Genomic DNA, 18,146 nt, shown 5'->3' with positions numbered 1-18,146 from the left:
ACGCCCTGGGTGCGCCCTGTACGCCCGCGCATGTCGACGTTCCCGCGCGGGTGACGGTCTCAGACGCGTGGCGGCCGGGCCTCGTACGGCGTGGACAGGACCACGGTCGTCCGGGTGGAGACACCCGCCAGCGAGCGCACCCGCGCGAGCAGTTCCTCCAGTTGGTGCGGGGTGGCCACGCGCACCTTGAGGATGTAGTTCTCGTCGCCTGCGACGCTGTGGCAGGCCTCGATCTCGGGCACGCCGGCGAGGCGGTCCGCGATGTCGTCGGGGGCGCTGGGGTCGAACGGTTTGACCGAGATGAAGGCGGTCATGGGCAGGCCGACGGCATCCGGGTCGACCACTGCGGCATAGCCGCGGATGACGCCGCGCTGTTCCAGTCTGCGCACCCGCTGGTGCACGGCCGACGTGGACAGGCCCGTGGCCTTGCCCAGGTCTGTGTAGCTCATCCGCCCGTCCTTGACGAGCAGCTGCACGATCTGTCGGTCCAGCTCCTCCATGGCGCAAGAACCTACAGTGCAGTTGATCCCGTCGGATACCTGAGCTGTCCAGGTCATGGCCGGTTCGTGATGTGCCGGGCGCCCCTCCCGTTCCGGGCGGGGGGACAAAGCCGTCGCAGGGGGCACCCGCGGTCGGCATGTGACGAACACCACAGCTTTCGAACGGTCTCCATGATGGTCTCGTGATTACCCCCTATGGGGGACGGGAAGTGCTTGCTGTGGTCGAGGCCGCAGCGCCTTCACGGCCCAGCCCGAGGGGGAGAACCCATGCAGAGTCTTAAGCGCCCTGGTCGCAGCACGCCCAAGCAGCAGCAGCCGGTCGTCGAACTCGTCCCGGAGTACGTCGATCCCGACGCGCTCGACGACGAACTCGACGCATACGACACCTTCGAGATGTACCGGGTCATGTGCCCGGACTGCGCGCAGCCGATCGCCCTGCTCGCGGACGAGGAGGTCCTGCCGGAGCACGCGCTGTGCGCCACGCCGTGGAACCCGTTCGGGCTGACGGTCTGCGCCGGTACGGGCCGCAGCGCCGACGACGCCCGGCCGGCGGACGAGTCCGCCACGCCCCAGGAGCAGGACACCGCCCTGCTGCTGACGCTCCCTCAGGGGCTCGACTGGCGCACCCAGCCGTTCTCGCACGTCGGGGGTCCGGCTTCGCGCCCGATGAGGGTCCCCGCCATGCGGCGCTACGCGGCCTGAGCCGCCCCTGCCCGTCCCTGGCCTCCCCGTCCGGCACCGAACGGCCACGGACGCGTGCCGGTACGCCGGGTGCACCCGGCGTACCGGCACGCGCGTCGTACCCGCCGCGCGCACCGCGACCGGCACTACGCGGTGCGCCGCCGGGCGCCGGAAGCCGGACCATCCGGCCGTCCCTCCATCCGGCCGCGAACGCACGCACTGTTCGGACGGTCGGTGACCTGCCCGGCCGCTCCCGCGTTGCCCAGGCATGACGGCCCCCACGCGCTCGACGACCGGGCGTCGACGACTCGTCCTCACCCCGCCGCCCGGACCTCGGCCCGCACCGCAGCCCATGGCCCGTACCCCGGTCGCGCCACTGACCGTATCCACTGCGCCGCCATCACCGCCCCAGCTGCCGGATCCGCCGATCTACCGGGAACTGATGCGGGCCTGGGCCGATCAGGGCCGCGCCCTGCCCGGACGGCACGACCCGGAGTGGGCCCGGCTCGCGGCGCCCTGGCAGGGACTCGGTCGGTTCAGCTCGTCTGCGGTCCCGCGAGATGACGGGCGATGACCATGCGCTGGATCTGGTTCGTTCCCTCGACGATCTGCAGAACCTTGGCCTCGCGCATGTAGCGCTCGGCCGGGAAGTCCGCGGTGTAGCCGTAGCCCCCGAGGATCTGGACGGCGTCGGTGGTGACCCGCATCGCCGTGTCGGTGCAGTGCAGCTTCGCCATGGCCGCCTGCTTGGCGAACGGCCGCCCGGCGTCCCGCAGTCGGGCCGCCGCGAGATACAGCGCGCGCCCGGCCTCGATCTGCGTGGCCATGTCCGCGAGCATGAACCGCAGCCCCTGGAAGTCGGCGATCGGCCGCCCGAACTGCCGTCGCCCGGACGCGTAACCGAGCGCCTCGTCGAGCGCGGCCTGCGCCAGGCCGATCGCGCAGGCCGCGATGCCGAGCCGTCCGCCGTCCAGCGCCGACAGGGCGATCGCGAAGCCCTGTCCCTCCTCGCCGATCCGCCGGTCGTCGCGGACCCGTACGCCGTCGAAGTGGACCTGCGCGGTGGGCGAGCCCTTCATGCCCATCTTTTTCTCCGGTACGGCCGCGCTCAGCCCTTCGGCGTCGCCGGGGACCAGGAACGCGGTGATTCCGCGCGGGCCCTCCTCACCGGTGCGGGCCATGACGGTGTAGAAGTCCGCGATGCCGCCGTGCGTGATCCACGCCTTGGTGCCGGTGAGCGTCCAGTCCCCCCCGCCCTCACGCACCGCCCTGGTGCGCAGTGAGGCCGCGTCCGACCCGGAGGAGGGCTCGGAGAGGCAGTAGGCGCCGAGCAGGCCCCCGCCGAGCATCGCCGGCAGGTACTCGGCCTGCTGCTCCTTTGTGCCGTGGGCGGCGAGCGCGTAGCAGGCGAGGGTGTGCACGCTGACCCCGAGGCCCACGGTCAGGCGGGCCGCGGCAAGTTCCTCGAGGACCTGGAGGTAGACCTCGTACGGCTGGCCCCCTCCGCCGTACGCGGAGTCGTAGGGCAGGCCGAGCAGTCCGGACCCGGAGAGCAGGGTGAAGGCCTCGCGCGGGAAGCGGGCCGCGTCCTCCTCCTCTGCCGCCTTCGGGGCGATCTCGCGCTGTGCGATGTCGCGGACGAGCGAGATCAGGTCCCGCGCCTCGTCCGTGGGCAATTGCCGGTCCACCGGCTGCGGGGCGTGGTCGGACATGGCGACGCTCTCCTCCCTGTTCGGGCACGTCGGCGGCTCTGCGCCTCGGGTTGGGGGCGGCTCCGCCGGGTCGTTCCGGCGCCTGGCCGAGGGTTCGGCCTCCGGGTCTCGGAGGCAGCCGGCCAGCCGCTGTGAGCTGTGAGTATGCCCGATCGAGCAGGGCACGTCACTTGTTAACGACCGCTTACTCCAAGAATTTTCCGGACATCGAAATTGGTCCGCACCATTGACCGCACTGGTCTAGTCCTCCTACTGTTTCGCTCCACCGAGTCACCGCGTTCATGCCAAGCGACTCACGTTTCCCCTCCCCCACGAGGAGACACACCGCATGCCATCCCCCCACCGCCATCGCCCCCTGCGGGCGCTCGTGTCCGCCGCCTGCGCCGCCGCGCTCGGTGCCGGACTGCTCGCCGGCGCAGGCACCTCGACCGCCGCCGCGGCGGCCCCGGCTCAGGAGGCCGCCGCAGATTCCAAGGTCATCGGGTACTTCACCGAATGGGGCACCTACGACCGCGCGTACTACGTCAAGAACATCGAGACCTCGGGTTCCGCGGACAAACTCACGCACATCAACTACGCCTTCGGCAACGTCACCGGCGGCAAGTGCGCGATGGGCGACAACTACGCGGCCACCGAGCGGGCCTACACCGCCGCCGAGTCCGTCGACGGCGTGGCCGACACCTGGGACCAGCCGCTGCGCGGCACCTTCCACCAACTGCGCGAGCTGAAGCGGAAGCACCCCGGCCTGAAGGTGCTGTGGTCGTTCGGCGGCTGGACCTGGTCCGGCGGCTTCGGCGAGGCCGCGAAGGACCCGGCCGCGTTCGCCCAGTCCTGCTACGACCTGGTCGAGAACTCGAAGTGGGCCGACGTCTTCGACGGCATCGACATCGACTGGGAGTACCCGAACGCCTGCGGCGCCACCTGCGACACCAGCGGCCGGGAGTCCTTCACGGACCTGATGTCCGCACTGCGCGCCAAGTTCGGCTCCGGCAGCCTGGTCACCGCGGCGATCACCGCCGACGCCACGGACGGCGGCAGGATCGACGCGGCGGACTACGCCGGCGCCGCCGGGTACGTCGACTGGTACAACCCGATGACGTACGACTTCTTCGGCGCCTGGGACGCCGCCGGTCCCACCGCCCCGCACTCGCCGCTGACCGCCTACGACGGCATCCCGAAGGCCGACACGCACACCGCGGCGACCATCGCGAAGCTCAAGGGCCTCGGCGTCCCGGCCTCCAAGCTGCTGCTCGGCATCGGCTTCTACGGTCGCGGCTGGACGGGCGTCACGCAGTCCGAGCCCGGGGGCACCGCGACCGGTCCGGCGACGGGTACGTACGAGCCCGGCATCGACGACTACAAGGTGCTCAAGGAAAAGTGCCCGGCGACCGGCACGGTGGGCGGTACCGCCTACGCCAAGTGCGGCAACGACTGGTGGAGTTACGACACCCCGGCCACCGTCGCGAGCAAGATGGAGTACAAGGAGCAGCAGGCTCTCGCCGGCACGTTCTTCTGGGAACTGAGCGGCGACACCGCGAACGGTGAACTGATCGGCGCGATCAGGTAACCGCGGGCGTGCCGGGGGGGCGGAGGCTCCACGGGGGGACCTCCGCCCCCGACACGGCGCCCGTCGTGTCAGACGTCGCGCCGGGCGGGCTCCGGGGCCGGGTGCGCGGGGTCCAGTTCGTCGATGGCGCGCATGGCTCCACCGAGCGTCTTCACCAGCAGCTCGCACATGGTCTCACGGGGCAGCCCGGGGCGGTCGATCCAGTCGAGGGTGGCGCCCTCGACGCTGCAGACCCAGGAGAGCAGGCCCATCCGCGCCACGGGCGTGATGTCCGCGGTTCCGTACGCGCCTTCGGCGATGGTCGCGACGATCGCCTCGCGCACCCCGTCCCGGACGGCGTGCACCTCGGCGTCGAAGCCGACGCCGCCGCTGACGATCGTGCGGTACGCGGCCTGGTTGTGCTCGGCGTAGCGCAGGTAGCTGTCGACGGTGCGGTGCACCCGCTGGGCGGGCGGCAGTTCGACACCGCCCGCGGCGAAGGCGACCAGGCCGGCGACCGAGTCCTGGATGATGGCGAGGTAGTAGCCCCGCTTGGAGTGGAAGTAGTAGTAGATCAGCCCCTTGGCAACATGCGCCTGACGTGCAATGTCGTCCATGGAGAGCGCGTCGTACGACGTGTCGGCGAACAGTTTCCGGCCGATGGCGATGAGTTCGGCACGACGTGCCAGCGAACGCTCGGTGCTGCGCGCTCCGGGGCGCACGGCGGCTTGCTGACTGATATTCAATCCTGACCTGGCTTCCTGCGAAGGGCGGGACATCCGCAGTATGGCAGGTCGGCCCTCGCGGCAGGCCGGAGCGACCCGGAGGTCAGAGAAGTCCGAGTTGCGTCACGAACATCGCGACGACCATGACGAGGGTCCATCCCATGACGTGCTCGAGGATCTTCGGGCCGTCCTCCCGGGGGCCGCCGGTGCGGACACCGGGGACGGCGGCGGCGGGGGCGGTGACGGTGGCTGCGTTCGCGGTCATGGCTTCTCGCTGGTCTCGGGGACCGTGGACTCCCCCACGGCGCTGTCCACCTTGCCACCGCGAGCGGCTTTTGCGGCCGAGAGCTTGGTCACACGGTACGCGCCAGAGGGCGCGGCGGGCTCCCACCGATCGTCCGACGACGGTCGGACGACCGGTGGGAGCCCGCCGCACGGACTGGTTCAGCGCACACCGACGGCCGCGAGCGCCCGGCGCATACGCGGGGTGGGGCGCGCGGGGAAGAAGAGGTAGCAGACTCCGCCGGTGCCGGAGGCGACCTTGCCGGAGGCGTTGTACCGCTTGGTCCTGAGCCAGATGTTCTCCCATTCGCGACGCCGGTAGACGCGCCGGACGGACTCGCCGTCCGGGGAGGCGGGGTCGTTGGCGATGACGTCGCCGTCGGGCGTGAAGCCGATCACGGTCATCAGGTGTCCGGCGGTACCGTACCCCGCTCCGGTCAGTTCCTCCTCGAGGAAGGACTGGGACGTGATGGCCGGGATTCCCGCCGCGATCAGCGTCTCCAGGTCGGTCAGCGAACCGAGCCGGGTGACGACGCCCTGAAGGCCCTCGAAGGTGGCGGCGTAGGCGGCGTTGAACGGCCAGTTGCCGCAGCCCTCGTACTGGTGGTCGTAGGTGTGGCGGGCCGCGTGGCACACCTGCGGGTCGGCGTAGGACGGGTCGACCCAGGCCAGCTGCTCCTCGGTGAGCCGGCCGCCCCAGTACTCGATGATCATCTGCGAGGAGGTCGGGCTGCACCAGGCCTCGCCGCCGTTGTCGTACTCCGGGTACTGACCTTTGTGGATCTCCTGCGAGTAGCGCGGGACGATCAGTTCCCGGGCCGCGCCGGGTGGGGACGCCGGGACGGTGAAGCGGTCGGGCACGTCGGAGCCCATCGCGCCGATCCGCCACACGGTGGGGGTGAGTTTCGTGCCGGAACGGCGGTGGAGGGTCAGACGCAGCCGGTACGAGACCAGGCGCAGGCCCGAGGCCACGTCGTCGACGGCGAGGGTGTCGGTCCAGACCGTGCTCCGGCCGTCGCTCTGGTCGTCCACCGAGGCGCGAAGGATGTCCTGGTCGCCGGCCGCCCAACGGCCCATCACGTACCAGGGTGTGCCGGTGCCGTCCGTGTACGTGCCCTGCAACTCGGCCTGGATCCAGGTGCCGTCGGGGGTGCGCGCGTTCCAGGAGACGATGGCCTCCGCCGCCGGCACGGTGAGCCAGTGGACGGGCGAGGTCCAGGTCGCGTACTCCCAGGCGGTGGTGCGGCCGGTGTGCGGATCGGTGTAGTCGGTGGTGCCGGCCGCCTTCGCGATCACCAGGCCGGGGCGGACGCCCGCGACGGCGCGGGTACCCTCGGCGCGGCCGGTGCGCCAGTCGCCGTACGAGGTCCAGGCCCGGTTGTCGACGCGGCGGGCCGCGGCCGCTTCGGGGTCCGCGGAGCCGCCCGCCGAGCCGGCGGACCGGCCGGTCGCGGCGTGGGCGGACGCCGGGCCCGCTCTCGACGCGACGGCGGTGACGACCGCCGCGGCCAGGAGGGTTCTGCGGGACGACTGTTCGGCTCTGCTCATGGGTGAAGGACCCCCAGGTGTCGGAGTCGGACTCGAAATCGCTCCACCCTGTGGACGCGGGTCGGAGGGACCGTATCCACCGGGTGGAACGACGCCCGCCCACTATGGACGCACCGGGGCGGGCCCCGCCAGCACCCCGGGCCGTGCCGCGCCGACCGTCATCGGACTCGACCAATGGCACGCGTGGCGGCGGCCGGCAGCTCGGCGGTTCGGCGGTTCAGCGGTTCAGCGGTTCGGCGGGTACGTCGGCCCGTCGGCCCGTCCGGCTGTGCGGATCGTTCCGGGAGGGCGGGCAGGTCCTAGAGTGGGGCTCCGTCACCGTCTCTCCCCACCCCGTCCCGACCCGCCTCACCCTGGAACCAGTCATGCACGATCTCGTCTCCCGCATTCACCGGCTCGCCCCCTCCTGCGGACCGGTCCGGCTGGTCGGTGTCGACGGACACGCCGGCTCCGGGAAGTCCACGTTCGCCGGGCGGCTGGCCGCCGCGCTGGGCGGCGCCCCCGTGCTACGGCTCGACGACATCGCCAGCCACGAGGAGCTGTTCGGCTGGACCGGGCGGCTGCTGAGCCAGGTGATCGGTCCACTCGGCCGCGGTGATCAGGCGTCCTACACCCCTTACGACTGGCGGGCCCGCGCCTTCGGACCGCCGCGCCCGCTGCCGCCCGCCCCGGTGGTCGTCGTCGAGGGCGTCGGCGCGGGGCGGCGGGCGCTGCGACCGTATCTGGCGCTGCTGCTGTGGATGGATCTGCCCCCGGAGGAATCCTGGTCGCGGGGGCGGGCGCGGGACGGGGAGGAACAGCGGGACTTCTGGGACGGTTGGGTCGGGGCGGAGCAGCGGCACTTCGCCGACGACCCGTCACGCCCCTTCGCCCACCAGCTGGTTCGGGAGCACGGGAAAGGATACGAGGTGCTTTCCGGGCCTGCCGGGGCCGCTGATCCGAACCCGCCCCTCACACACGGTGACGAGTCGTCCGCAGTGTGTTGAACTTGTGAAGACCCGCTCCCGGGCAAGTCGCCGGAGTGCTCCAACTCCGCTTGACCGGGGGCCGTACAGGTCTTACGTTCTCAATGTGCGGCCATTCGGAGCCGCCCGCAGACGCGAAGCCCCCGGTTGTTCCCCCGTGATCGGGGGCTTCGTTCTGCCTTCTCCGCCCCTTTTGAACGCCGAGCGGCATATGACGATCACCCTCGGTCACAGCGCGGTGCGGACGCCCCTCTCCCCTGCCGTCCCGCTGCGGGTACGGCCCCCTACGGAGGTCGCGGCGCCGCAGGTACGATGCCTTCGGTGCGACCTACGGACGCTGCTTCGCGCACCGTGCAACTCCGGTCCGCGGCACAGCGGTTCGCTCCAGGGCAGCCGGCGGGCGAGGGCCGGTGGGGCATACCGACGGGGCACGGTTTGTGGGGGACGTGATGGACTTCGGCACGCAGGGCCCGCAGGCCCCTGCCGACCTCGCCTGGCTGCGGGGTGTGGACGCCTACACGATGGGCGCCTATCCACAGGCCGAGGAGGAGTTTCGGGCCGCGGTGCGGATCGACCCGGGGATGGCGGACGGCTGGCTCGGCCTGCACGCGCTGCGCGTCGACACGACGGTCTCGCTGCTGCGGATGTTCCGGCACCGGGACCGCTTCGGCGAACAACGTGCCCGGCACCGCCGCACCCTCAACTCCTGGTACTGGCTCGGATGGTGGGTGCAGCCGGTGCTGGAGAGCCCGCGCGATCTGCTGCTCGCGCACGCCTCCCACTGGCTGGACGGCCGCCATGTCCCCGAGCTGGACCGCGCCCTTGCCGGGCTCCCTCCGGTGGACACCGACCCACAGGTCCGCTTCCTGCACGCCTGCCGGGCCTATCTGGTCAAGGACTGGGAGCAGTTGGTCCGGCACACCGACCCACTGCACGGTGATCCACTGCTCGGGATCGAGACGGGTCTGTTCGGCGGGATGGCCCGGGTGCGTCTGGAGATGTACGGGCAGGCCGAACCGCTGCTGTCGGCGGCTCTGATGCGCTGCCGCAGCGAGCAGCCGCAGCGCAAGGAGCTGCGCTACTGGCTGGCGCGCGCCCACGAGGGCACCGGTCGCAGCGCCGCCGCGCTCCCCTTGTACCGGGCCGTGCACCGGGTCGACCCCGCGTTCATGGACACGTCGGCCCGGCTCGCCGCCATCGCCGAGGGGGACGGCTACGACGACCCGGCCGACCTCGGCACGGTCACGCTCGGCGGTGCGGGCGGGGATCTGCTGGACGGCCCGGACACCCTCGACCCGCTGTTCGACACCGAGGGCCGTGATCTGATGCTGTCCGAGCAGGAGCCGCCCGTGCCGCCGGCCACGGGCCCCTCGGTGCGTGCGAGGACGGGCGACCCGGTGATGCCGCTGCCGACCGGCCCCACCGATCCCACCCTGCTGGAGGAAGCGCTCGCTGAGCTGGAGCGCATGGTCGGCCTGGAACCGGTGAAGCGCCAGGTCAAAGCGTTGTCGGCGCAGCTGAACATGGCACGGCTGCGGGCCGGGCAGGGGCTGCCGGTGCAGCCGCCGAAACGGCACTTCGTCTTCTCCGGGCCGTCCGGCACCGGCAAGACCACGGTGGCCCGCATCCTGGGCCGGGTCTTCTACGCCCTCGGGCTGCTCGGCGGCGACCATCTCGTGGAGGCCCAGCGGGCCGATCTGGTCGGCGAGTATCTGGGCCAGACGGCGGTGAAGGCCAACGAACTGATCGACTCCGCGCTCGGCGGGGTCCTCTTCGTCGACGAGGCCTACGCGCTCTCCAACTCCGGCTACGGCAAGGGCGACGCGTACGGCGACGAGGCGCTCCAGGTACTGCTGAAGCGGGCCGAGGACAACCGCGACCATCTGGTGGTCATACTGGCCGGCTATCCGGAGGGCATGGACCGTCTCCTGGGTGCCAACCCCGGTCTGTCCTCCCGTTTCACCACCCGCGTCGATTTCCCCTCCTACCGGCCCCTCGAACTCACCTCGATCGGCGAGGTACTGGCCGCCGAGAACGGCGACGTGTGGGACGAGGAGGCGCTGGACGAACTGCGGTCCATCGCCGGGCACGTGGTGGACCAGGGGTGGATCGACGAGCTGGGCAACGGGCGCTTCCTGCGGACCCTGTACGAGAAGAGCTGCGCGTACCGGGATCTGCGGCTGTCGGCGTATCCGGCGTATCCGGGCACGCTGACCCGGGAGGATCTGGCGACGCTGCGGCTGCCGGATCTGATGCAGGCGTACGGGGAGGTGCTGTCCGGGCGGAGGCCGCAGGACCCTCCGGCGGCATGACACCGCCGGGCCCCACGGCTCCTGGCCCGGCGCACCCGCCGGTGCGCACTGTGGCGCTTGCTCCCGGAGCACCGCGCCCCTGACGTCAGCCGGTGAGCGCTCCCTTCCGGGCACTGCTCCCGGGTTCGGTCACCCCGACAGCCGCCCCCGTGCCGGACCGCGTTCTGCCGGCCGGCGCCGATCCGGTGCCGGGACGCGTTCCGGGGTCCGGCCGCGATCCGCTGCCTGGCCGCGTCGCACCGTTCGCCCGCGTGCCCGGTCTCTCGCGGTGCGCCGGGTCCCGGACCTCGCCCACCAGAAGTTCCAGAACGTCCTCCAGGGCCACCAGGCCTCGTACCCGGCCGGACGCGTCGGCCACCTGGGCAAGGTGGGTGGCGGCGCGGCGCATCACGGTGAGGGCGTCGTCGAGCGGGACGTCGGGCCCTAGCGCCGGCATGCGCCGCCAGAGCTGCTGCGGCACCGCCCGGTCGGGCTCCTCCAGGTCGAGTACGTCCTTGACGTGCAGGTAGCCCATGAAGGCGCCGTCGGGTGCGGCGACCGGGAACCGGGAGTACCCGGTGCGGGCGGTGAGTTCCACGATCCGGGCCGGGGTGACCTCGGGGCCGACCGTCACCAGTGACTCGTGGGGCAGCAGTACGTCCGTCACCGGGCGAGAGCCCAGCTCCAGGGCGTCCTCCAGACGTTCTGCCTCCTCGGGGTCGAGGAGGCCCGCCTGGCCGGCGTCCTCGACGAGCCGGTTGAGCTGCTGGCTGGTGAAGACGGCCTCGATCTCGTCCTTCGGTTCGACGCGGAAGGCCCGCAGGACAGCCCGGGCGCAGGCGCCGAGGGCGACCGTGACGGGTCTGCACAGGCGGGCGAACCAGACCAGTCCGGGGCTCAGCCACAGCGCGGCCTTCTCGGGGGCCGCCATCGCGAGGTTCTTCGGAACCATCTCGCCGATGACGAGGTGGAAGAAGACCACGACGGCGAGCGCGATGACGTAACCGAGCGGATGAACCATGCCGTGCGGCAGACGCATCCATCCGAAGACCGGCTCCAACAGGCGGGCGACCGTCGGTTCGGCGACCGCACCGAGGGTCAGTGAGCAGACGGTGATGCCGAACTGGGCCGCCGCCATCATCTGTGGCAGATGTTCGAGCCCGTGGAGGACCTGGCGGGCCCGTGCGGTGCCGAGTGGTTCGATCTGGCTGCGGCGCACGGAGACCAGCGCGAACTCGGCGCCCACGAAGAAGCCGTTGGCGAGGACGAGCAGCGCGGCGAACAGGAGGTGCAGCAGATTCATCCGGCCGCCTCCACGAGCGGCGGGGCAGCCTCGGCCGCCCGGACCAGACGGACGTGCTCGGCGCGGTTGTGTCCGACGCGGCGCACCGAAAGCCGCCAGCCGGGCAGTTCCGCGCGGTCGCCGACGGCCGGGATCCGGCCGAGCAGCGCGGCGACCAGACCGGCGACGGTCTCGTAGGGCCCCTCGGGCACGCCGAGGCCGGTGCGGAGCAGAACATCGACGCGGACGCTGCCGTCGACGTCCCAGGCGGGGCTGCCGTCCTCCGGCGGGGCTGGGACGGGCTCGGAGGCCTCGCTGAGCAGGTCGTCGTGTTCGTCGAGGACCTCGCCGACGATCTCCTCGACGATGTCCTCCAGGGTGACGACACCGGCCGTACCCCCGTACTCGTCGACGACGACCGCGATGGGCTGCCCACTGCGCAGCCGTGCCAGCAGCGGCCGTACGGGCAGGGATTCGGGGACGAGCAGCACCGGGCGGGCGATGCCGCCGACGGGGGTGCGCAGCCGGTCGGGCGGGGGCACCGCGAGGGCGTCCTTGAGGTGGACCATGCCGACGACGTCGTCGATCCGCTCCCGGTAGACGGGGAAGCGGGACAGGCCGGTGGCCCGGGTCAGGTTCACCACGTCCTCGGCGGTCGCGGAGTCCTGCAGGGCGCTGACCTTCACGCGCGGGGTCATGACGTGCTGCGCGGTCAGTCCGGCCAGGGACAGGGTCCGTACGAAGAGGTCCGCGGTGTCCTGTTCCAGGGTGCCGGCCCGCGCGGAGTGCCGGGCCAGGGAGACGAGTTCACCGGGGCTGCGAGCGGAGGCCAGTTCCGCGGTGGGCTCGATGCCCAGGGTGCGCACGAGCCGGTTGGCCACGGCGTTGAGTCCGGCGATGACCGGGCGGAACATGCGGGCGAAGGCATGTTGCGGGCCGGCGACGAACCGCGCGACCTGCAGGGGGCGGGACACCGCCCAGTTCTTGGGCACGAGTTCGCCGATGACCATCTGCACGGCGGAGGCCAGCAGCATGCCGATGACCACGGCGACGGTGGAGACCGCGCCGGTGGGAACACCGATGCCGGTGACGGGGCCGTGCAGCAGTTCGGCGAGCGCGGGTTCGGCGAGCATGCCGACGACCAGGGAGGTGAGGGTGATACCGAGCTGGGTTCCGGAGAGCTGGAAGGACAGCTCCTTGAGTGACTCGACGACCCGGTGGGCCCGCCGGTCTCCGCCGGCGGCAGCCTGTTCGGCGTCCGGCCTCTCGACGGTGACCAGGCCGAACTCGGCGGCCACGAAGAACCCGTTGGCGAGAACCAGCAGGAATGCGGCTGCGAGGAGCAGCAGGGGGGTGGTCATGATGCCGCCGCTTGTGCACGGTCGCGGACCTCGGGGAGCGGGTTCGCGCTATGTCGACAGGGGGCGGCGCACGTACTGCAGGACGATCCGTCCATCGCCGGAGAGGGTCACTCCTCGGATAGCTGGAGCCCCTGGGGCACCGGGCGGGGCGGCAGGGGCGAGGGCGCGGTCGTCGCGCCTGTGTCCGACAGATTAATCAAGACAGGGGCGACTGCGGCAGGGTGGACGACCCCGAGGTGTCCCCGACGTGTTCCCGAGGTGTCCCTGACGTGTTCCCGGATCAGCCCTGGGAGGTTCCGGGGCCGTTGGTCGTGGTCCGTGCCACGGCGAGCGCCCGCAGGGCCCGCGCGTCGGCGATGGCGCGCTCCCGGGCGATGCCCGGCTGGATGCCGAGCACCGGCAGGCTGGTGCCGTCACTGAGGTCGAGGAAGACCCAGGGGTCACCCGGACGGAGGTTCACCTGAAGGATCTGGGCCCACTCCAGCCGGCGCCGGGTCACGATGTTGACGACGGTGACGCCCGTCTCGTCGGCGTCGACCCTGGGCCGGGCCAGCAGGACCAGGACTCCGGCCAGGAGCCCGGCGGTGAACACGAAGCTGAGGCGCTCGCCCGGGCTGAGCTGCCTCAGCAGCAGCGCGATCAGGGAGATGGCCGCGAAGAGCGCGACGGCCGCGAAGAGCAGCACCGCGCGGGTGCGGCCCGGTCGGAAGGTGACGGGCAGGGCGGGCAGTTGGTCCGACGGGGCGCCCGGGACGGAATCCGGGGAGGTGTCGGGGGTGGGGTCCGGCATGGTGCGGCTCCGGGATCGGTCCGGGTCAGAGACGGCAGGCGTGGATGGCCGTGGTGAGGATGGCGCGGGCGCCGAGGTCGTAGAGGTCGTCCATGATCCGCTGGGCCTCCTTGGAGGGGACCATGGCGCGGACGGCGACCCAGCCCTCGTTGTGCAGCGGGGACACGGTCGGGGACTCCAGGCCGGGGGTCAGCGCGACGGCCTTCTCCAACTGCTCGACCCGGCAGTCGTAGTCCATCATCACGTAGGTGCGGGCGACGAGGACGCCCTGGAGGCGCCGCAGGAACTGGCCCACCTTGGACTCGGCGGTGTCGTCGGCCCCGGTCTCGGCGCCGGTGCGGCGGATGACGACGGCCTCGGAGGTCATGATCGGTTCGCCGATGACCTCCAGGCCCGCGTTGCGCAGGGAGGTACCGGTCTCGACGACGTCCGCGATGACCTCGGCGACGCCGAGTTCGATGGCGGTCTCGACGGCACCGTCGAGGTGGACCACGGAGGCGTCGATGCCCTGCTCGGCGAGGTGCCGCGCGACGATGCCCTCGTAGGAGGTGGCGACCGTGCTGCCGTTCAGGTCCGCGATGCTCTTGGCGGCGCTGGGCTTGGCGGCGAAGCGGAAGGTGGAGCGGGCGAAGCCGAGGGGCAGGATCTCCTCGGCTTCGGCTCCGGAGTCGATCAGGAGGTCGCGGCCGGTGATGCCGATGTCGAGACGGCCGGACGAGACGTAGATGGCGATGTCGCGGGGGCGGAGGTAGAAGAACTCGACCTCGTTGACCGGGTCGACGATCCTCAGTTCCTTCGACTCCCGACGCTGCTGGTAGCCGGCCTCATGCAGCATCTCCGCCGCAGGGCCTGCCAGTGAACCCTTGTTGGGGAGTGCGATGCGCAGCATGAGGTCGGCTTCCTTTGCGGTCCGGCGTTGTCAGGGGTGGTAAGGGTGCTCGCACTCACAGGTGGGCGTAGACGTCGTCGAGGGAGATGCCTCGGGCGACCATCATCACCTGAACGTGGTAGAGCAACTGCGAGATCTCCTCGGCAGCCGCTTCTTTACCCTCGTGCTCGGCGGCCATCCAGACCTCTGCGGCCTCTTCGACGACCTTCTTGCCGATGGCATGGACGCCCTTTTCCACCAGTTCGGCGGTGCGGGAGGTGGCGGGGTCGCCGTGTGCGGCCTTGTACTGGAGCTCGGTGAAGAGCTCCTCGAACGTCTTCTTGGACATGGTGGTCCTTACCCTACGCGGTGTCGGGGGCTGCTCACCGCCATGGTTCGGATACCGAACGCAGGGTGGCCGCGGTCGCCACCGCCGCCGTGACCGCCTCGTGCCCCTTGTCCTCGGTGGAGCCGGGCAGTCCGGCGCGGTCCAGCGCCTGTTCCTCGGTGTCGCAGGTGAGCAGTCCGAAGCCGACGGGCACGCCGGTGTCGGTGCTGACCTGGGTGAGTCCCTGGGTGACGCCCTGGCACACGTACTCGAAGTGGGGTGTGCCGCCCCGGATGACGACGCCGAGGGCGACGACCGCGTCGTAGCCGCGTCCGGCGAGGACCTTGGCCACGACCGGGAGTTCCCAGCTGCCGGGGACCCGCAGCAGGGTCGGCTCGTCGATGCCGAGGTCGTGCAGGGCGCGCAGGGCGCCGTCGACCAGTCCGTCCATCACCTTCTCGTGCCACTGTGCCGCGACGACGGCGACGCGGAGGTCCCCCACGTTGCGTACGGACAGTTCCGGTGCACCCTTGCCGCTCACGTCTCTCCTCGGTGATTCTCTTGCCGGCCGCCGGGGGCAGGCTCTCCTGCCGGTTGCCGTGGTGGGTGGTTGTCCCTGGCGGGCGCTGTCACTGGTTGCCGCAGGTGGGCACGGTCGGCGTGTCCAGCCAGGGCAGGTCGTGGCCCATCCGGTCGCGCTTGGTGCGCAGGTAGCGGATGTTGTGCTCGCCGGCGGTGACGGGCATCGACTCGCGGCCGGTGACCTCGATGCCGTGCCGGACGAGTGCCTGGGACTTGTCGGGGTTGTTGGTCAGCAGGCGGACTCCGCGCACCCCGAGGTCGGCGAGTATCCGCGCGCCGGCGGCGTAGTCGCGGGCGTCGGCGGGCAGGCCGAGTTCGAGGTTGGCGTCGAGGGTGTCGCGTCCGCGTTCCTGGAGTTCGTAGGCGCGCAGCTTGGACATCAGGCCGATGCCGCGCCCCTCGTGTCCGCGCAGGTAGACGACGACGCCCCGCCCCTCAGCCTGGATGCGGTCCAGGGAGGCGTCCAGCTGGGGGCCGCAGTCGCAGCGCTGGGAGCCGAAGATGTCGCCGGTGAGGCATTCGGAGTGGACGCGCACGAGGACGTCCCGGCCGTCGCCGATGTCGCCGTGGACGAGGGCCACGTGTTCGACGCCGTCGATGGTGGAGCGGTAGCCGTAGGCGGTGAACACGCCGTGGGAGGTGGGCAGCCGGACCTCGGCCTCGCGGCGGACGGCGGGCTCGGAGCTGCGGCGGTGGGCGATCAGGGCTTCGATGGAGATGATCGTCAGGCCGTGCTTGCGGGCGAACGGAATCAGTTCGGGCAGGCGCAGCATCCGGCCGTCCTCGCCGGCGATCTCGACGATGGCTCCGGCCGGGCGCAGTCCTGCGAGGCGGGCGAGGTCGACGGCGGCCTCTGTGTGGCCGTTGCGTTCGAGTACGCCACCGGAGCGGGCGCGCAGCGGGAAGACGTGGCCGGGGCGGACGAGGTCGGTGGGCTCGGCGGTGCCGCTCGCGAGGAGCTGGAGCGTGGTGGCCCGGTCGGCGGCCGAGATGCCGGTGCTCACGCCGTGGGCGGCGGATGCGTCGACGGAGACGGTGAAGGCCGTCTTCATCGACTCGGTGTTGTCCTCGACCATTTGCGGGAGGCGGAGCCGGTCCAGCTCGTCGCTCTCCATGGGGGCGCAGATCAGTCCGCGGCATTCGCTCATCATGAAGGCGACGATCTCGGGGGTCGCCTTCTCGGCGGCGACGACGAGGTCGCCCTCGTTCTCGCGGTCCTCGTCGTCGACGACCACGACGGGGCGGCCGGCCGCGATGTCGGCGATGGCCTGTTCGACCGGGTCGAGCATGAGGTCCTCGGACTCCTCGGTGCTGTAGAGGATCGGTGCCGTGTTCATGCCGGCGCTCCTTCCAGGGCGGGGCGCGCGTCCTCGCGGGAGCGCAGCCACCAGTCGCGCAGTCCCCACAGGACCAGCGCGCCGTAGATGACGTAGACGAAGCCGGAGAAGGCGAAGCCGTTGGCGAAGTTCAGCGGTACGCCGACGAGGTCGACCAGCAGCCAGGCGAACCAGAACTCGACCATGCCGCGGGCCTGGGCGTACATGGCGACGATGGTGCCGACGAAGATGTACGCGTCCGGCCAGGGGTCCCAGGACAGGGACGGGAAGGCGGTGAACAGGCCGCCGACGGCGAGAGTGCCGACGGCCGCCAGGCCGATCAGCGCGCCGCGCTCGCGCCAGGTGGCGAACCGCACCGCGAGGGAACCGTCCTGCGCCTGCTGCCGGCCGCGGTTCCACTGCCGGAAACCCCACACGGCGACGAGCATCACGACGATCTGCTTGCCCGCGCTGCCGGAGAGGTGGGCGGTGGCGAAGGCCGTGAAGAGGATGACGCCCGAGAGGAACTGGGCGGGCCAGGTCCAGATGGAGCGCCGCCAGCCGAGGGCCAGGGCGGCCAGACCGATCACGTTGCCGATCATGTCCGACCACTTGATGTGCTGGCCGAAGAGGGTGAACGCCTCGGAGTTCAACCAGTTCACTTGGTGACCCCCTCGCCGGTCGCACGGTCGCCGATCAGCCGCTCGACGTATTTGGCGATGACGTCCACCTCGAGGTTGACCGGGTCGCCGCTCTGCTTGAGCCCGAGGGTGGTCAGGGCGAGGGTGGTGGGGATCAGACTGACGGTGAAGAAGTCCTGCCCGGCGTCGACGACGGTGAGGCTGATGCCGTCGACCGTGATGGAGCCCTTCTCCACGACGTAGCGGGAGAGTTCGGCGGGGAGCGAGATCCTGACGATCTCCCAGTTCTCGGACGGCTCGCGCCCGAGGATCCGGCCGGTGCCGTCGACGTGCCCCTGCACGATGTGGCCACCGAGGCGGGCGCCCAGGGCCATGGGGCGTTCGAGGTTGACGCGGGAGCCGACGGCGAGGGCGCCGAGGCTGGAGCGGTTCAGGGTCTCGGCCATCACGTCCGCGGTGAATTCGTCACCCTCGTGGTCCACGACGGTGAGGCAGACACCGTTGACGGCGATCGAGTCGCCGTGCTTCGCGCCCTCGGTGACGGCGGGGCCGCGCAGCCGGAAACGACAGGCGTCGTCAAGCGTCTCGACGGCGGTGATCTCGCCCAGTTCTTCGACGATTCCGGTGAACACTTCCCGGGTCCTCCTGCCTCTTCGGGCACGGACTCCGGGGCTGCCGATGACGGCAGAAGTACGGACGAAGACACCGGGAGCGACGCCGGACGGGGC

Annotated in this window: 18 protein-coding genes; 4 read left to right on the top strand and 14 right to left on the bottom strand. The window is 71.3% G+C overall.

What is annotated here, in order from left to right:
- Nucleotides 1-59 precede the first annotated feature (59 nt).
- Nucleotides 60-500 carry an Lrp/AsnC family transcriptional regulator gene (locus tag ACFYQA_RS19275; RefSeq protein WP_042173992.1) on the bottom strand — a complete coding sequence of 147 codons (441 nt, stop codon included), beginning with the start codon at nucleotides 498-500 and terminating at the stop codon, nucleotides 60-62.
- Between the two features lie 267 nt (nucleotides 501-767).
- On the opposite strand from ACFYQA_RS19275, the gene ACFYQA_RS19270 reads away from it, so the two are divergent.
- Entirely contained in the window at nucleotides 768-1,202 is a 435-nt protein-coding gene (locus ACFYQA_RS19270; RefSeq protein ID WP_388918933.1) for a hypothetical protein, read from the top strand.
- A gap of 515 nt (nucleotides 1,203-1,717) precedes the next feature.
- Here the strand turns inward: ACFYQA_RS19270 and ACFYQA_RS19265 are convergent.
- Nucleotides 1,718-2,893 carry an acyl-CoA dehydrogenase family protein gene (locus tag ACFYQA_RS19265; protein ID WP_388918930.1) on the bottom strand — a complete coding sequence of 392 codons (1,176 nt, stop codon included), beginning with the start codon at nucleotides 2,891-2,893 and terminating at the stop codon, nucleotides 1,718-1,720.
- A gap of 328 nt (nucleotides 2,894-3,221) precedes the next feature.
- Between ACFYQA_RS19265 and ACFYQA_RS19260 the strand changes: the two genes are divergently transcribed.
- The gene (locus tag ACFYQA_RS19260) at nucleotides 3,222-4,460 is read left to right on the top strand and encodes a glycoside hydrolase family 18 protein (RefSeq protein WP_388918927.1); all 1,239 of its coding nucleotides are present in this window, start codon (nucleotides 3,222-3,224) and stop codon (nucleotides 4,458-4,460) included.
- 68 nt (nucleotides 4,461-4,528) lie between these two features.
- On the opposite strand, the gene ACFYQA_RS19255 is transcribed toward ACFYQA_RS19260, so the two are convergent.
- The 3 genes from ACFYQA_RS19255 to ACFYQA_RS19245 form a co-directional block, all read right to left on the bottom strand.
- Nucleotides 4,529-5,185, bottom strand: a complete 657-nt coding sequence (locus ACFYQA_RS19255; protein WP_388918924.1) for a TetR/AcrR family transcriptional regulator — start codon at nucleotides 5,183-5,185, stop codon at nucleotides 4,529-4,531.
- An 82-nt stretch (nucleotides 5,186-5,267) separates the two neighbouring features.
- Nucleotides 5,268-5,429, bottom strand: coding sequence for an SCO1431 family membrane protein (locus ACFYQA_RS19250; protein ID WP_388918921.1), 162 nt, complete (start codon nucleotides 5,427-5,429; stop codon nucleotides 5,268-5,270).
- Between the two features lie 179 nt (nucleotides 5,430-5,608).
- Entirely contained in the window at nucleotides 5,609-6,994 is a 1,386-nt protein-coding gene (locus ACFYQA_RS19245; RefSeq protein WP_388918918.1) for a peptidase C39 family protein, read from the bottom strand.
- Between the two features lie 365 nt (nucleotides 6,995-7,359).
- Between ACFYQA_RS19245 and ACFYQA_RS19240 the strand changes: the two genes are divergently transcribed.
- Together ACFYQA_RS19240 and ACFYQA_RS19235 are read left to right on the top strand one after the other, a co-directional pair.
- Nucleotides 7,360-7,980, top strand: coding sequence for a hypothetical protein (locus ACFYQA_RS19240; RefSeq protein ID WP_388918915.1), 621 nt, complete (start codon nucleotides 7,360-7,362; stop codon nucleotides 7,978-7,980).
- Between the two features lie 428 nt (nucleotides 7,981-8,408).
- Nucleotides 8,409-10,271, top strand: coding sequence for an AAA family ATPase (locus tag ACFYQA_RS19235; protein ID WP_388918912.1), 1,863 nt, complete (start codon nucleotides 8,409-8,411; stop codon nucleotides 10,269-10,271).
- An 85-nt stretch (nucleotides 10,272-10,356) separates the two neighbouring features.
- Here the strand turns inward: ACFYQA_RS19235 and ACFYQA_RS19230 are convergent, their stop codons facing one another.
- From ACFYQA_RS19230 to ACFYQA_RS19190, 9 genes are all read right to left on the bottom strand, one after another.
- Nucleotides 10,357-11,553, bottom strand: a complete 1,197-nt coding sequence (locus tag ACFYQA_RS19230; RefSeq protein ID WP_388918909.1) for a hemolysin family protein — start codon at nucleotides 11,551-11,553, stop codon at nucleotides 10,357-10,359.
- The gene (locus ACFYQA_RS19225) at nucleotides 11,550-12,893 is read right to left on the bottom strand and encodes a hemolysin family protein (RefSeq protein ID WP_388918906.1); all 1,344 of its coding nucleotides are present in this window, start codon (nucleotides 12,891-12,893) and stop codon (nucleotides 11,550-11,552) included. Before ACFYQA_RS19225 ends, ACFYQA_RS19230 begins: the two co-directional genes overlap by 4 nt.
- Before the next feature lie 280 nt (nucleotides 12,894-13,173).
- On the bottom strand, nucleotides 13,174-13,683 hold the full coding sequence (locus ACFYQA_RS19220) for a PH domain-containing protein (RefSeq protein ID WP_388918903.1): 510 nt from the start codon (nucleotides 13,681-13,683) through the stop codon (nucleotides 13,174-13,176).
- 25 nt (nucleotides 13,684-13,708) lie between these two features.
- On the bottom strand, nucleotides 13,709-14,572 hold the full coding sequence (hisG, locus tag ACFYQA_RS19215) for an ATP phosphoribosyltransferase (RefSeq protein ID WP_386398881.1): 864 nt from the start codon (nucleotides 14,570-14,572) through the stop codon (nucleotides 13,709-13,711).
- Nucleotides 14,573-14,627: 55 nt separating this feature from the next.
- Nucleotides 14,628-14,900 carry a phosphoribosyl-ATP diphosphatase gene (locus tag ACFYQA_RS19210; RefSeq protein WP_388918899.1) on the bottom strand — a complete coding sequence of 91 codons (273 nt, stop codon included), beginning with the start codon at nucleotides 14,898-14,900 and terminating at the stop codon, nucleotides 14,628-14,630.
- 34 nt (nucleotides 14,901-14,934) lie between these two features.
- Nucleotides 14,935-15,420 (bottom strand): 6,7-dimethyl-8-ribityllumazine synthase, encoded by a 486-nt coding sequence (ribH, locus tag ACFYQA_RS19205; protein ID WP_381213377.1) that lies wholly within the window; start codon nucleotides 15,418-15,420, stop codon nucleotides 14,935-14,937.
- An 88-nt stretch (nucleotides 15,421-15,508) separates the two neighbouring features.
- Complete coding sequence (locus ACFYQA_RS19200) at nucleotides 15,509-16,798, bottom strand: bifunctional 3,4-dihydroxy-2-butanone-4-phosphate synthase/GTP cyclohydrolase II (protein ID WP_388918896.1); 1,290 nt, start codon at nucleotides 16,796-16,798, stop codon at nucleotides 15,509-15,511.
- Nucleotides 16,795-17,439, bottom strand: coding sequence for a nicotinamide riboside transporter PnuC (locus ACFYQA_RS19195; protein ID WP_388918893.1), 645 nt, complete (start codon nucleotides 17,437-17,439; stop codon nucleotides 16,795-16,797). Before ACFYQA_RS19195 ends, ACFYQA_RS19200 begins: the two co-directional genes overlap by 4 nt.
- A complete protein-coding gene (locus ACFYQA_RS19190) occupies nucleotides 17,436-18,050 on the bottom strand; it encodes a riboflavin synthase (protein WP_388918890.1) in 615 nt (204 codons plus the stop codon). The genes ACFYQA_RS19195 and ACFYQA_RS19190 overlap by 4 nt, the downstream gene beginning before the upstream one ends.
- Nucleotides 18,051-18,146: the final 96 nt, after the last annotated feature.

It is taken from the genome of Streptomyces sp. NPDC005774 (assembly GCF_042871645.1).
In the GTDB taxonomy this organism is placed as follows: Bacteria; Actinomycetota; Actinomycetes; order Streptomycetales; family Streptomycetaceae; genus Streptomyces; species Streptomyces pratens.
This window is presented reverse-complemented; position numbering and strand designations above follow the sequence as displayed.